The organism is Aeromicrobium camelliae, from assembly GCF_003850045.1.
GTDB classification, from domain to species: Bacteria; Actinomycetota; Actinomycetes; order Propionibacteriales; family Nocardioidaceae; genus Aeromicrobium; species Aeromicrobium camelliae.
The window spans coordinates 1-13,642 of sequence record NZ_RQJX01000012.1; the positions used below are offsets into that span (position 1 = coordinate 1).

13 protein-coding genes are annotated in these 13,642 nt (G+C 71.0%); 4 read left to right on the forward strand and 9 right to left on the reverse strand.

Features of this window, described 5'->3' with window-relative positions; genetic code table 11:
• Positions 1 to 78: 78 nt before the first annotated feature.
• From EHW97_RS09545 to EHW97_RS09565, 5 genes are read right to left on the reverse strand one after another with little or no spacing between them, the layout of a single operon-like run.
• Entirely contained in the window at positions 79 to 1,230 is a 1,152-nt protein-coding gene (locus tag EHW97_RS09545) for a cystathionine gamma-synthase (protein ID WP_124236948.1), read from the reverse strand.
• Positions 1,227 to 2,600, reverse strand: coding sequence for a cystathionine beta-synthase (locus EHW97_RS09550; RefSeq protein ID WP_124236949.1), 1,374 nt, complete (start codon positions 2,598 to 2,600; stop codon positions 1,227 to 1,229). The genes EHW97_RS09545 and EHW97_RS09550 overlap by 4 nt, the downstream gene beginning before the upstream one ends.
• A 55-nt stretch (positions 2,601 to 2,655) precedes the next feature.
• Positions 2,656 to 2,949 (reverse strand): TM2 domain-containing protein, encoded by a 294-nt coding sequence (locus EHW97_RS09555; protein ID WP_124236950.1) that lies wholly within the window; start codon positions 2,947 to 2,949, stop codon positions 2,656 to 2,658.
• A gap of 17 nt (positions 2,950 to 2,966) precedes the next feature.
• Positions 2,967 to 5,267, reverse strand: a complete 2,301-nt coding sequence (secD, locus tag EHW97_RS09560) for a protein translocase subunit SecD (RefSeq protein WP_124236951.1) — start codon at positions 5,265 to 5,267, stop codon at positions 2,967 to 2,969.
• 45 nt (positions 5,268 to 5,312) lie between these two features.
• Complete coding sequence (locus EHW97_RS09565) at positions 5,313 to 5,675, reverse strand: hypothetical protein (protein ID WP_124236952.1); 363 nt, start codon at positions 5,673 to 5,675, stop codon at positions 5,313 to 5,315.
• 32 nt (positions 5,676 to 5,707) lie between these two features.
• Between EHW97_RS09565 and EHW97_RS09570 the strand changes: the two genes are divergently transcribed.
• Positions 5,708 to 6,670, forward strand: a complete 963-nt coding sequence (locus EHW97_RS09570; protein WP_124236953.1) for an aldo/keto reductase — start codon at positions 5,708 to 5,710, stop codon at positions 6,668 to 6,670.
• A 155-nt stretch (positions 6,671 to 6,825) separates the two neighbouring features.
• Here the strand turns inward: EHW97_RS09570 and EHW97_RS09575 are convergent, their stop codons facing one another.
• The 4 genes from EHW97_RS09575 to EHW97_RS09590 are packed head-to-tail and all read right to left on the reverse strand — an operon-like array spanning position 6,826 to position 10,454.
• Positions 6,826 to 7,440, reverse strand: a complete 615-nt coding sequence (locus EHW97_RS09575) for a hypothetical protein (RefSeq protein WP_124236954.1) — start codon at positions 7,438 to 7,440, stop codon at positions 6,826 to 6,828.
• Positions 7,428 to 8,606, reverse strand: a complete 1,179-nt coding sequence (locus EHW97_RS09580) for a serine hydrolase domain-containing protein (protein ID WP_124236955.1) — start codon at positions 8,604 to 8,606, stop codon at positions 7,428 to 7,430. The genes EHW97_RS09575 and EHW97_RS09580 overlap by 13 nt, the downstream gene beginning before the upstream one ends.
• A gap of 13 nt (positions 8,607 to 8,619) precedes the next feature.
• A complete protein-coding gene (locus tag EHW97_RS09585; protein ID WP_208001975.1) occupies positions 8,620 to 9,858 on the reverse strand; it encodes a ribonuclease D in 1,239 nt (412 codons plus the stop codon).
• Positions 9,855 to 10,454, reverse strand: a complete 600-nt coding sequence (locus tag EHW97_RS09590; protein ID WP_124236957.1) for a DUF3000 domain-containing protein — start codon at positions 10,452 to 10,454, stop codon at positions 9,855 to 9,857. Before EHW97_RS09590 ends, EHW97_RS09585 begins: the two co-directional genes overlap by 4 nt.
• A 70-nt stretch (positions 10,455 to 10,524) precedes the next feature.
• On the opposite strand from EHW97_RS09590, the gene hemE reads away from it, so the two are divergent.
• Genes hemE through hemQ form a run of 3 tightly spaced genes read left to right on the forward strand, consistent with a single transcriptional unit; the run spans position 10,525 to position 13,607 of the window.
• Positions 10,525 to 11,562 carry a uroporphyrinogen decarboxylase gene (gene hemE / locus EHW97_RS09595; RefSeq protein ID WP_124236958.1) on the forward strand — a complete coding sequence of 346 codons (1,038 nt, stop codon included), beginning with the start codon at positions 10,525 to 10,527 and terminating at the stop codon, positions 11,560 to 11,562.
• Positions 11,563 to 11,565: 3 nt separating this feature from the next.
• Complete coding sequence (gene hemG, locus EHW97_RS09600; RefSeq protein WP_124236959.1) at positions 11,566 to 12,912, forward strand: protoporphyrinogen oxidase; 1,347 nt, start codon at positions 11,566 to 11,568, stop codon at positions 12,910 to 12,912.
• A complete protein-coding gene (hemQ, locus tag EHW97_RS09605; RefSeq protein WP_124236960.1) occupies positions 12,909 to 13,607 on the forward strand; it encodes a hydrogen peroxide-dependent heme synthase in 699 nt (232 codons plus the stop codon). The genes hemG and hemQ overlap by 4 nt, the downstream gene beginning before the upstream one ends.
• Positions 13,608 to 13,642: the final 35 nt, after the last annotated feature.

Genomic DNA, 13,642 nt, shown 5'->3' on the forward strand with positions numbered 1-13,642 from the left:
GAAACGGAACCTAGACAGCTCCACTCTCACCCGGAGGCCTTCACCTATCCAGAGAAACAACGTCCCTGGACATCACACCTAGGCGAGCGCCTGCTCGAGGTCGGCCACGAGGTCGTCGATGTCCTCGATGCCCACCGACAAGCGCACGAGATCGTCGGGAACCTCCAGCGCCGATCCCGCCGTCGACGCGTGCGTCATGGCGCCGGGGTGCTCGATGAGCGACTCGATGCCGCCGAGGCTCTCGGCGAGCGTGAAGATCTTCGTGCGCGAGCAGAAGTCCAGAGCCGCGTCCCGCCCGCCGGCCAGGCGCACCGAGATCATGCCGCCGAAACGGCGCATCTGGCGCGCCGCCGCTGCGTGACCGGGGTGCTCGGGGAGGCCGGGGTAGAGCACCTGCGCGATGGCGGGGTGGCCGAGCAGCAGGTCGACGACCGCCTCGGCGTTGTCGCAGTGGCGGTCCATGCGGACCGCCAGCGTCTTGGCTCCGCGCATCGTGAGGTAGGCGTCGAACGGGCCGGGCACGGCTCCCGCCCCGTTCTGCAGGAACGCGAAGCCCGCGTCCAGTTCCTCGTCGTCGGTGACGAGGGCGCCGCCGACGACATCGGAGTGTCCACCGATGTACTTCGTCGTGGAATGCAGCACCACGTCGGCGTCGAGTGCGAGCGGCTGCTGCAGGTACGGCGAGGCGAACGTGTTGTCGACGACGAGCCGGATGCCGGCCTCGCGCGTGATGGCCGCGATCCCCGCGATGTCGCCGATGTTCAGCAGCGGGTTGGTGGGAGTCTCGATCCAGACCGCCTTGGTGTTCTCGCGGACGGCGGCCCGCACGGCGTCGGGGTCGTTCACGGCGACGGGGGTGTAGGTGATGCCCCAGTGCGTGAACACCTTGTCGATGAGCCGGAAGGTGCCGCCGTACGCGTCGTCGGGGATCACGAGGTGATCGCCTGGGCGCAGCAGGGTCCGCAGCGCGGTGTCCGTCGCGGCCATGCCGGAGGCGAACGCGCGGCCGAACCGGCCGCCCTCGAGTGCGGCGAGCGTGGCTTCGAGCGCCGTCCGGGTGGGGTTGCCGGTGCGGGCGTACTCGTAGCCGCTGCGCATACCGCCCACGCCGTCCTGTGCGAACGTCGAGCTTGCGTAGATGGGGACGTTGACCGCGCCGGTGACCGGATCGGGCATGAACCCGGCGTGGATGGCGCGAGTGGCGAAACCGGAGTCGTCCGAGTGCGTCATACGTGAGCTCCCAGCAGGTCGAGACGGGTGAGGACGCCGAGCGGGGTGCCCTCGTCGACGACCATGACGGCGTCGCTGTCGCTCAGCGCGTCGAGCCCGGCCTGGAGGTCCTCGTTGGCGCCGATGAGCGGCAGGGCCGGTTCCATGTGCTCGGCGACCGCGTCGGTGAGGGTGGCGCGGCCTTCGAAGACCGCACTGACGAGTTCGCGCTCGCTCACGCTGCCGGCCACCTCGCCGATGACGACCGGCGGCTCGGGCCCGACGACCGGCATCTGCGAGACGCCGTACTCGCGCATGATCTCGATCGCGTCGCGGACGGTCTCGGAGGGGTGCGTGTGCACGAGCGCGGGAAGGTCGCCGGACTTGCGGCGCAGCACGTCGCCGATGGACAGGGACCCGGACGTGCCGGACAACGGGGTGCGCAGGAAGCCGTACGAGGCGAGCCAGTCGTCGTTGAAGATCTTGGACAGGTAGCCGCGTCCCCCGTCGGGGAGGAGGACCACGACGAGATCGTCCGGGTCGGCCTCCTGGGCGACGCGGAGCGCCGCGACGACCGCCATGCCGCACGAGCCGCCCACGAGGAGGCCCTCCTCGCGTGCGAGCCGACGGGTCATCTCGAAGGAGTCCGCGTCGGAGACGGCGATGATCTCGTCCGGGACCGAGGGATCGTACGCGCTGGGCCAGAAGTCCTCGCCCACGCCCTCCACCAGGTAGGGGCGGCCGGTGCCGCCGGAGTACACCGAGCCGACCGGATCGGCGCCGATGACGCGGATCTCGGGGTTCTGCTCCTTGAGGAAGCGGCCCACGCCGGTGATCGTGCCGCCGGTGCCGACGCCGGCGACGAAGTGCGTGACCTTGCCCTCGGTATCCTTCCAGATCTCGGGGCCCGTGGTCTCGTAATGCGACTCCGGGCCGGCCGGGTTGGAGTACTGGTCGGGCTTCCAAGCGCCGGGAGTCTCCCGGACGAGGCGGTCGGAGACCGAGTAGTACGAGTCGGGGTGGTCCGGCGGCACGGCCGTCGGGCACACGACGACCTCGGCGCCGTAGGCCCGCAGGGTGTTGCGCTTGTCCTCGCTGACCTTGTCGGGGCACACGAAGATGCACGAGTAGCCGCGCTGCTGTGCGACGAGCGCGAGACCGACGCCGGTGTTGCCCGACGTGGGCTCGACGATGGTTCCGCCGGGCTTCAGGGCACCGCTGGCCTCGGCGGCCTCGACCATCTTGACCGCGATGCGGTCCTTGGCGCTGCCACCGGGGTTGAGGTACTCGATCTTGGCGACGACGGTCGCCCCTCCCGATGGCACGACGGAGTTGAGGCGGACCAGGGGAGTGCCGCCGATGAGGTCGACGACGTGATTGGCGATCGGCATGGCTCCATTGTCGCATCCGGTCACAGCCCGGGCCCGGGGCCCAGGCTGTGACCGGTCAGCTGCGCAGGGGCCGCCCGTCGGCGTCCGTCGGGTCGCCCACGAGCATGACGATGCCGTCGATGAACGGCCACAACGCCCCGGCGCCGCACGTCACCAGCGTCACCACGAGTTGGCCGACCCCGAGACCCACGTGACCGGCGTACATCCGCCCGATCCCCAGCGGAATGAGGATCTGCAGGAGACCCGCGATGATCTTCGACTTGTCCGAGTAGGGCGCGCCGGTCACCGGGTGACGGCCGTAGGGGGCCTCGGGAGAAGGTCCCCACCAGCCGGGCGGTGGTGTCGTCATGGTCGTCAGCCTCGGCGTCAGATGACCGCACCGTCGCTACGTCCGTTGTCGACGTAGGCGTACGGGTCGACCTGCTTCTTCGACGCGTCCTTGTCCGGGTTGTAGGGCCATCGCTCCTCGAGCAGCACGGCCAGCGATGAGGCGGTGAACACGGTCGAGAAGATGCCGATGGTCAGACCGAAGATGATCGACAGCGAGAAGTCCGTGAGCGAGTCGCCACCGAGGAACGCGAGCGCCCCCAGGATGAACAATGCGCTCAGGCTCGTGTTGATCGTGCGGGGGATCGTCTGCAGGATCGCTTCGTTGACGGTCGCCCGCAGGCTGGCTCCGGATCGCAGGCCGGTGTGTTCTCGGATGCGGTCGAACACGACGATCGTGTCGTTGACGGCCAGACCGATGATCGCCAGGATGCCGGCGAGGAACACGCTGTCGATCGTCTTGCCCCACCAGGCGAAGATGCCGACCACGGTCAGCACGACCGAGGCGAGCGAGAGCTGTGCCGACAACGCCCACGTCCAGCGGAAGCGCCAGGCGAGGTACAGCATCTGGGCACCGATGGCGATCGCGAAGGCGATGAGCGCCTTGTTGCGCAACTCGGTGCCGAGGCTCGGACCGACCTGCTCGTCGCGAATCTGCTCGACGTCGCCGGCCACGGAACCGACCGCCTCGCGGATTTGACCGGCCTCCTCATCGCTGAGGTCCTCCGTGCGCACCGTGACGTTCTCGTCGCCGCCGTCGCCGGACGACTCCTGCACCACGGCGTTCGGGAAGCCGGCTTCGCTCACAGCATCGCGGATCTGGTCGACGTCGACCTGCTCGGAGGTCGAGAACTCGATGATGCGGCCCCCGGTGAAGTCGACGCCGAGGTTCAGCCCCTTGCCGAAGATGCCGACGAGCGAGATCACGGCCACCGCCGCGGTGACGGCGACCCACAGGCCGGCGCGCTTCACGATGAACGGACCGCGTTCGGTGATCAGCGCGCGGATCTTGCCCGTGCCGGCGATGCCGCTGGCCCGCGGGTGGGTGCGCAGCGGCTTGCGGCGCACGGCCCACTCGGCCAGTACGCGGGCGACGACGAGGGCGGAGATCATCGACGCCAGGACACCGATCGTCAGCGTGACGCCGAAGCCTCGGACCGAACCGGTGGCGAACACGAACAGCAGGATCGCCGCGAGGATCGTCGTAATGTTGGAGTCGATGATGGCGGACCAGGCCTTGGTGAAGCCGGTCGTCAGAGCCGGGCTGAGGCCGCTCTTCTCGTTCTCCTGGTACTCCTCGCGTGCGCGTTCGAAGACCAGGACGTTGGCATCGATGGCCAGACCGATCGCCAGCACGAAACCGGCGATGCCCGGCAAGGTCAGCGTCGCTCCCAACCAGACCAGGATGGCGTAGGAGATCAGCGTGTAGATGCCCAGCGCGACCGTCGCCATGAAACCGACGACGCGGTAGACGAAGACGATGAACAGGCCCGTGAGAGCGAGGCCGATGACGGCGGCTTCGAACGAGGCGTCGATGGCTGCCGCGCCGAGGGTCGGGCCGATCGTGCGCTGCTCGATGATCGAGACGGGAACCGGCAGCGCGCCCCCCTTGATCAGCACCGCGAGGTCGTTGGCCGCGGCCGAGGAGAAGTCACCGGTGATGCTCGTGGTGCTGCCGCCGCCGCTCGCGCAGAGGTCGGGCTGGATCTGAGGTGAGGAGATGACCTGCTGGTCGAGCACGATGGCGATGCGCTGACCGCCGGCGGCGTTGGCGCAGGCGGAGCTGACGAGGTCGGACCACGGGCCGCGTCCCTCGCTGTTGAAGTCGACGTTGACCACCCAGCTGCCGATGCTGTTCTGCGGCTGCGCGGCTTGTGCGTCGCTGATCCCGTTGCCGTCGAGGCTGGGTGGCGCGAGGAGCAGTTGCTGACCGGACTCGTCGGGCAGGACGACCTGGCCCTCCTCCGGCTGCGTTTCGGCGGTGGCGGGGGAGACCACCTCGCGGAACTCCAGAGTGGCCGTCTGGCCGATGACCTCGGCGGCCTTGCGGGGGTCCTCGACACCGGGAAGTTCGACGATGATGCGGTTCTCACCCGAACGGGCGAGGGTCGGCTCCGAGACGCCGAGGGCGTCGACGCGGCCGCGGATGACCTCGAGGGCGCGGTCGGTGGCCTCGGCATCAGCGTCCACGCGGTCCGTGGACTCGGCCTCGAGGACGATCTGGGTGCCTCCGCGAAGGTCGAGGCCGAGGTTGGGAGGGAAGTGCCAGGCAGCGAGGCCGGCGAGGATGACGACGAAGAGCGCGGCGATCGCGCGCCAGCGCGACGGGGTCATGGTCATGGGTGAGCTTTCACAGTGGGGTGGGCGGGACGGCGGACGCGAGGATCAGGCGTTCGCCGGGGGTGCCCGCCCCAGGGCCGGGAGCCGGCGCCGACCGAGGGCCGCGCCGCCGCGCGTCAGCGCGACGATGCCGAGCAAGGCGACCGTGAGGAGAAGCTCGGCGACGAGGATCGCCTGGGCGTGATCACCCGCGGCGGTCACCTCGTGATCGTGCGCGTCCGGCTGGGCGACCGTCGCCCGGGACGTGGACGTGGAGGCGTCGCCCGCGCTGACCGATGCCGACGGCGCGCTGGACGATGAGCGCGCGTGTGCCGCCGCTCCCGGCCACGAGACCGCGACCAAGAAGGCCACGAGGACCGCCGCGCTGCTCGCGGCGATCCCGCGGACGGTCGGTCGGGTGGGACGCACCCGGCGAGTCTAACCGCACGTACGCTGACGCCATGGCACAACGCACACTCGGTCGCAGCGGAATCGTGGTCAGCCCGGTCGGGGTCGGATGCAACGCCTTCGGCGCGCGCATCGACGCCGAGCAGACCGCGGCGGTGGTGGACGCCGCCTTCGAGCACGGAGTGACCTTCTTCGACACCGCCGACGTCTACGGGCTCGGCGCGAGTGAGGAGCTGCTGGGCGCGGCGCTGCGCGGCCGTCGCGACGAGGTCGTCGTCGCGACCAAGTTCGGCATGGACATGCAGGGCGTCAACGGTGACGACGGCGGAAGCCGCGGCCGCCGCGAGTACGTGCACCGGGCCTGCGAGGCGAGTCTTCGCCGCCTCGGCGTCGACGTCATCGACCTCTACCAGTTCCACACGCCGGACCCCACGACTCCCGTGGCCGAGACGCTCGGGGCGCTCGACGAGCTCGTGCAGGCGGGCAAGGTGCGGGCGGTCGGGTGCTCGAACTTCCAAGCCTGGCAGCTCGTCGACGCCGACTGGATCAGTCGCACCGAGGGCTACACGTCGTTCGTCACGGCGCAGAACGAGTACTCGCTGTACAACCGGACGGCCGAGGTGGAACTGACCCCGGCCTGCCGTCGGCTCGACGTCGGCATCCTTCCGTACTTCCCGTTGGCGTACGGCCTCCTCACCGGCAAGTACCGTCGCGACGAGCCGCCCGCGGAGGGCACTCGTCTCGCCCAGCAGCGGGCGCGTTACGAGGCGGCGGACTGGGACCGCATCGAGGCGCTGCAGGCGTTCGCCGAGGCGCGCGACGTGTCGTTGCTCGACGTGGCGATCGGCGGCCTCGCCGCTCAGCCGCAGGTCGCGAGCGTCATCGCCGGCGCGACGAAGCCCGAGCAGATCGCCGCGAACGCGGCCGCGGGCCGTTGGGAACCGAGCGAGGACGATTTGATCGAACTCGCCGCGATCGGACGGCCGGAGCAGAGCTACACGACGTTCGCGCCGTAGGACAGGAGGGTGCGCCGGGTTGGGAGCGCCTCACGGCGCGTGGCCGCTCGTAGCGGCTTATGTTGGGACCCGGGGCTACCGCAACCCGGCGCAGTTACCAGCCTAACCCGCCCTCGGATCAGCTCAAGGCCGACGGCCGAGGTCGAGCGTGACGATCAATACAGGGCGCCGGCGCGTTCCAGTTCGGCGGCGCGGCGCAGGGCGCGGGCGGTGTCGACCAGCCGAGCGCCGCTGGGGGCGTCGCCGTCCTCGGCTTGAGCTCGTCCGACGCCGACGATGTGCGCGAACGCCGCGGCCCGATCGAGCGTCACATCGAAGTTCTCGCCGACGATGCCGCGCACGACCGTGTCGACGAGGGCGACGACCTCCTGGGGGCCGGGCGGTTCGACGACGCCGGCGAGGACCTCCTGGACGGGCGCATAGGCCTTGCCGAGTGCGAACTCGCGGGCTGCGCGGTCGGGCTGGTGATGTACCCAGGTCCGCAGCACGTAGAGACGCCAGAGCGCTCCGGCGAGGGAATCGGCCGACGCGCGGGACCAGAGCTCGGCGATCACCCCGAGCCCCTCCTCGTCGGCGAGGTGCAGCACGCGGTCGACCAGTTCCTGGTCGTCGGCGGCGGGGTCCTTGATCCCGCGCACGAGCAGGTTGGCGATGCGATGCCCGGCCGCGGTGGCCTCCGAGGGATCGGAGGCCGGATCAGGCTGGACGTCGAAGAGATTCTGGCCGGGCAGTGCGGGCTTGTCGAAGTCGGCCACCGTCAGTCCTTCCATGCTGCGTCGATCGCGGCGAGGTACGCGTCGAAGCGCGAGTCCCCGCACGGCCGGGTGACGCGGGGCGTGCCCCCGACAGGGTGCTCGAACCGCATGCGGTTCATGACGTACGCGACGGTGGTGCCGGTGTCGATGTCGTTGACGACGACCGATCCGCCCAGTCCGCCCCAATAGCAACGTCGGCCCGGCGCGGTTGCCGACGGTAGCGAACCGGCCAAAGCCCAGCCTGGGCCGAAGGTCAGCGGCAGACCGAGCACGAGGTCGACGCCGCTGACGTGGGGGGTGAGCAGGCGTTCGATCGTGGCCGTCCGCAACAGCCGGTGACCGCCGAACTCGCCTCCGTGGGAGATCACGGCTTGAGCCACGGCGACGCCGCGGGCGTTGCCGTGACCGTTCGCCGCGGGAATCTGACCGCGGCGCCAGCGTTCGGTGGACGACTCCCGCACGTGGACGAACGGGCGCACCAGCGCCCGGCTCGCGACGCTCTCGGGGTCGAGCGGATCGAGCTCGATCAGCCGGGGCGGAACCACCGGGGCGACCCGGACGTCGTCGGCGGGTGACAGCCCGATGTGGACGTCGGCGCCGAGCGGCGCGGCGATGCGCTGTGCGATGACGTCTCCGGGCAGCAGGCCGGTGGTGCGGCGCATGACCTCGCCCAGCAGATGGCCCTGGTTCAGCAGCTGGTAACCGGGCGCGGAACGCGGAGCGAACCACGGAGCGGAGGCGGCGAGGTCGGCGGTGCTGCGTTCCCAGTCGTAGAGATCGTCGATCCCGATCGCCGGGCTCCACGCCGGGACGCCGGAGGTGTGCGCGAGGACGTCGAGAACCGTGACGTCGGCCTTGCCGTGCTGAGCGAACTCCGGCCAGTAGTGCGCGACGGGCCGGTCCACGTCCAGCACGCCGTCGTCGTGCAGCACCCACACCGCGAGGTTGACGAGCGTCTTGCTGGTCGACCACATCGGCGTGATCGTGTCGTGCTGCCAGGCGATGGTGTGTTCGCGGTCGGTCCAGCCGGCCCAGGTGTCGAGGACCACCTCGCCCTCGCGAATCACGCACAGGCTCGCGCCGAGCTCCACGCCGTCCGCGACGTTGCGCTGCAGCAGGGCGTCGACCTCGGTGAAACGGGGGTCGACGAGCGGGGCCCGGCGAGACGGCGCTGTCGTCATCGCTTCAGCGTAATCACTCGCGTAAGGCCTGACTGACCGGACCGGCCACGAGACCGATCTGCCATCGTCGGGCGCCCATCGCGCTGAGGGCCTCGCCGACCGTGTCGACGTCGATGACGGCAGGCGGCTCCCAGGCGAGCTGGCGGATGAGGCCTGGGGACACGAGGTTCTCGCTCGGCAGGTCGTACTGCTCGGCGAGTTCGGTGACAACGGTCTTGGCTCGCTGCAGACGCTCCGCGGCAGCGGGGCTCTTCTCGGCCCAGGCTCGCGGCGGCGGAGGTCCGTCGTGGCGCTGCCCCGCGGTCGGCAGCTCGGACTCGTCCAGGGACAAGGCCTCCTCGATCGCCTCATGCCACTGGTCGAGGAATCGGCGCGGGCCGCGGCCGCGCATGGGGCGCGCCGAGCGCAGTTCTCCGAGGTCGCGCGGCGGGGACATGGCGAGCTCGAGGATCGCGGAATCCGGCAGAACGCGGCCGGGCGTGACGTCGCGTTCGCGCGCGATGCGGTCGCGGGCCTGCCACAACGACCGCACGACCGCCAGCGAGCGCCGCCCCCGCGCCTTGTGAATACCCGAGGTGCGACGCCAGGGCTCACTGCGCTCGGCCGGGCCGGTGAAGGACAGCAGCGCCTCGAACTCCTCGTGCGCCCAGGCGAGTTTGCCGGTGCGTTCGAGATCGGCTTCGACGAGATTGCGCAGTTCCACGAGCACCTCGACGTCGAGCGCGGCGTACTCCAGCCACGGCTCGGGCAAGGGGCGGGTGGACCAGTCGGCGGCCGAGAACTCCTTGGCGAGGCTCATGTGCAGGTAGTGCTCGACCAGCCCGGCCAGACCGACCCGCGGCAGGTTGAGCAGTCGCCCGGCGAGCTCGGTGTCGAACAGGGCCGTCGGCCGCAAACCGACCTCGGCCAGGCAGGGGAGGTCCTGCGTCGCCGCGTGCAAGATCCACTCCGCGTCGCCGAAGGCCTCGCCGAGATCGGTGAGGTCGTCGAATGCGGTCGGGTCGATGAGGAAGGTGCCGGCGCCCTCGCGTCGGACCTGCACGAGGTACGCACGTTGGGAGTAGCGGTAGCCCGACGCGCGTTCGGCGTCGAGGCCGATGGGGCCGTACGCCAGGGAGATCTCCGCACAGGCGCGGGCCAGTTCGTCTTCGTCGTCGATGACGGCGCCGAGCGGTTCGCGCAGGCCGAGACGGGGGAGCGGCGCCTCCTCGGGGGCGCCGTCGGGCGTGGCTCCGGCGTCCGGCGCGGTCACCGCACCACCCCGGGTCCGCCGCGGCCGGTGCGTCGCAGCGGCACGATGCCCGGCGCGAGGGGCGGCAATCCGGCGAGTTCGGCGAGCAGGTGCATCCAGGCGTCCGCGTGCGGTCCGAAGTCGTCACCCTCGGCGGGCGACCACGAGGCACGGACCTCGATCTGGGCGCTGCTGCCGTCGTCGGCCATCTGGCCGAAGCTGTCCGAGCGCACCACGGTGACGCTGCCGCTGGCCGCGTGATGCTGTGCGCCGACGGCGTCGAGGGCGTCGGTGAGCCAGCTCCACCCGACTTCGGTGAGCATCGGATCGGCGGCCATCTCGGTGTCGATGTCGGCCTTCGCGAACGTGACGCAGCGGAAGGTGCCCTGCCACGCGTCGTGGCCGGCCGGGTCGTGGAGGCAGATGAAACGCCCGGTGGCGACGTCCTCGCCGTCGACGGTCAGGTCGCCGCTGATGGCGTGCGCATACGGCGCGATGCGCTGCGGGGGAGGCATCACCTCGACGGTGAGCTCGGGGCGGGCGTGCGCCCGCATGATCTGTTCGACGGCCCGCGCGAACGCTGCGGGCACGCCGTCGATCTCGCTACGGGCTGCCACACCGCGATCCTAGGCCGGATCCCGCCCACCTCCACCCCCGACACGCGGCGGTGCCTGAGAGACTCGGGATGTGAGCACCTCGATCGCCAGCAGCCCCTTCCTCGCCGCGTGTCGTGGGGAGCGACCCGCCCACACGCCCGTCTGGTTCATGCGGCAGGCCGGCCGCTCGCTCCCGGAGTACCTGAAGGTGCGCGAGGGCATCCCGATGCTCGAATCGTGCTTCCGCACCGACCTCGTCGTGGAGATCACGATGCAGCCGGTGCGTCGGTACGGCGTCGACGCGGCGATCTTCTTCTCCGACATCGTCGTGCCGCTCAAGGCCATCGGCGTGGACCTCGACATCGTCGCCGGGACCGGCCCGGTGGTCGCCGACCCCATCCGCAGCGCCGCGCAACTGGACCAGCTGCGCGACCTCGAACCGGATGATGTCACAGCGGTGACCGACGCGGTCGAGGCGCTGGTGGACGAACTGGGCGGCACGCCGCTCATCGGGTTCGCCGGCGCGCCCTTCACGCTGGCGTCCTACCTCATCGAGGGCGGCCCCTCGCGCGATCACCGGCGCACCAAGGAGCTGATGTACAGCGACCCTGACCTGTGGCACGCGCTCCTCGATCGCATCGCCCGCCTCGGCGGGCAGTTCCTGCGGCTGCAGGTCGAGCACGGTGCGTCGGCGATCCAGCTCTTCGACTCATGGGCCGGCGCGCTCTCGCTGCAGGACTACCGCACCTACGTCCAGCCGCATTCGGCCACCGTCCTGTCCGCCGTCGCCGATCTGAACGTCCCGCGCATCCACTTCGGCGTGGGCACCGGTGAGCTGCTCGGCGCCATGGGCGAGGCCGGCGCCGACGTGGTCGGTGTCGACTGGCGGGTTCCGCTGGACGAGGCCGCGCGCCGCGTGGGTCCGGAGCGCGCGCTGCAGGGCAATCTCGACCCGACCGTGCTCTTCGGGCCGACCGAGGTCGTGCACGAACGTGCGGCTCAGATCGTCGAGGCGGGCCGCGCGGCGCGCGGCCACGTCTTCAACCTCGGGCACGGTGTCCTTCCCGCCACCGACCCCGACGCACTGGCGCGGCTCGTGGACTACGTGCACGCCTACCCGGTGGCCTGACCCGTGCGTGTCGCGGTGGTCGGAGCCGGGATCGCGGGTCTGACCTGTGCATTCGACCTGCAGCAGGCCGGAGCGGACGTCGTGGTGCTCGAGGGCGCCGACCGGGTCGGCGGCAAGCTGCTCGTGGGCGAGGTCGGCGATCTCACGGTCGATCTGGGTGCGGAGTCGATGCTCGCGCGTCGTCCCGAGGCCCTCGAGCTCGTGGCTTCGCTCGGCCTGGGCGACCGCCTGGTGCACCCCGAACCGTCGCCGGCCACGTTGTGGACCCGGGGTGCGCTGCGCCCCATGCCGCCCACCGTGATGGGGGTTCCGGCCGACCTCGGGGCCCTCGAGACCTCGGGGGTGCTCAGCGGGCCCCTCGAGGCGCGCAGCGTCCCCGTTCCCGACCAGGACATGTCGGTCGGCGCGTTCGTCGCCGAGCGGGCGGGCCGCGAGGTGGTCGATCGGCTGGTCGAGCCCTTGCTCGGCGGTGTGTACGCGGGTCACGCCGACCGGCTCTCGCTGCGAGCCGCCGCGCCGATGATCGCCGCGCTCGGCCCCGATCCCGTCGCCGCGGCCGTCGAGCGGCGCGCCTCGGCCGGTGCTCCCTCGGCACCGATGCTCGCCGGCCTGGCCGGTGGCGTGGGGACCCTGCCGTTGGCGCTTGCGGAGCGGCTCGACGTCCGGCTGAACAACACGGTGCGCGCGCTGACGCGCGAGGGCGACGGTTGGACCCTCGTCGTCGGCCCTACGACGCGGGCGCGACGCGAGCGTTTCGACGCCGTCGTGCTCGCCATTCCGGCTCCGGCCGCCTCGCGGCTGCTGGCCGAGGTGGCGCCGCGCGCAGCATTCACCCTGGCCGGCATCGACTACGCGTCCATGGCGCTCGTGACCTTCGTGCTCGAGGGCGCGCAGTTGCCGCCGGGGTCCGGCTTCCTCGTCCCGCCCGTGGACGGAGCGGCCATCAAGGCGGCGACCTTCGCGACGAACAAGTGGGCGTGGCTCGCCGAGAGCGCAGGTGACGCGGCCGTCGTGCGCACGTCTCTCGGACGGGCCGGAGACACCACGGCGCTGCAGCGTCCCGACGACGACCTCGTCGCGGCCGCGCTCGCCGATCTGCGCCGCGCGATCGAACCCGCAGGCACCGTCGGGCGTGTGACGGCGCATCGGGTGCAGCGCTGGGGCGGCGGTCTCCCGCAGTACGAGGTCGGCCATCTGGACACCGTGGCCGCGATCGAGCGGGACGCGCAGGCCGTCACGGGGCTCGCGCTGTGCGGCGCGGCCTATCACGGTGTGGGCATCCCGGCGGTCGTCGCGACCGCTCATGCCGCAGCGGAACGGATTCTCGGACAGGAGACAATGGAGTCATGACGACCAGCGACGTGAATCCCGATCAGATCAACGCCACGATCCGCTACGCGATGTACTCGGTGTTCCGGGTGCGAACGCCGCTCGGGTCGGGCGACCGCACGCCGCTCGTGGACGAGGTCGAAGCGCTGTTCGCCAAGCTCGGTGCCGACGACGTGGTGATCCGCGGCACGTACGACGTCAGCGCGCTGCGTGCCGACGCCGACCTGATGATCTGGTGGCACGCACCCTCCGCCGACGCGCTGCAGGAGGCGTACAACGCCTTCCGCCGCACCGCGCTGGGAGCGCATCTCGAGCCGGTCTGGTCGAACATGGGCGTGCACCGACCCGCCGAGTTCAACCGCGCCCACATCCCGGCGTTCATGGCGGGTGAGGCGCCGCGCCGCTACCTGTGCGTCTACCCGTTCGTCCGGTCCTACGAGTGGTACCTGCTGCCGCCCGAGGAGCGCTCGACGATGCTGCGCGATCATGGGCACGCCGCCCGCGACTACGCGGACGTCCGGGCCAACACGATCCCGGCGTTCGCGCTCGGCGACTACGAGTGGCTGTTGTCCTTCGAGGCCGACGACCTGCACCGCATCGTCGACCTCATGCGTGAGCTTCGCGACACCGAGGCTCGCCGCCACGTGCGCGAGGAGATCCCGTTCTTCACCGGCCGCGCTCTGAGCGTGGCCGAGCTGGTCGCCCTCTGGGCCTGACCCCCGGCGACGACAACGCTCCCCGGGCGTGCGCG

Bases quoted from the DNA above. Each gene is read 5' to 3' on its own strand.
- EHW97_RS09545 (WP_124236948.1), bottom strand. From the start codon at position 1,230: ATGACGCACTCGGACGACTCCGGTTTCGCCACTCGCGCCATCCACGCC.
- EHW97_RS09550 (WP_124236949.1), bottom strand. From the start codon at position 2,600: ATGCCGATCGCCAATCACGTCGTCGACCTCATCGGCGGCACTCCCCTG.
- EHW97_RS09555 (WP_124236950.1), bottom strand. From the start codon at position 2,949: ATGACGACACCACCGCCCGGCTGGTGGGGACCTTCTCCCGAGGCCCCC.
- secD (WP_124236951.1), bottom strand. From the start codon at position 5,267: ATGACCATGACCCCGTCGCGCTGGCGCGCGATCGCCGCGCTCTTCGTC.
- EHW97_RS09570 (WP_124236953.1), top strand. From the start codon at position 5,708: ATGGCACAACGCACACTCGGTCGCAGCGGAATCGTGGTCAGCCCGGTC.
- EHW97_RS09575 (WP_124236954.1), bottom strand. From the start codon at position 7,440: ATGGAAGGACTGACGGTGGCCGACTTCGACAAGCCCGCACTGCCCGGC.
- EHW97_RS09580 (WP_124236955.1), bottom strand. From the start codon at position 8,606: ATGACGACAGCGCCGTCTCGCCGGGCCCCGCTCGTCGACCCCCGTTTC.
- hemQ (WP_124236960.1), top strand. From the start codon at position 12,909: ATGACGACCAGCGACGTGAATCCCGATCAGATCAACGCCACGATCCGC.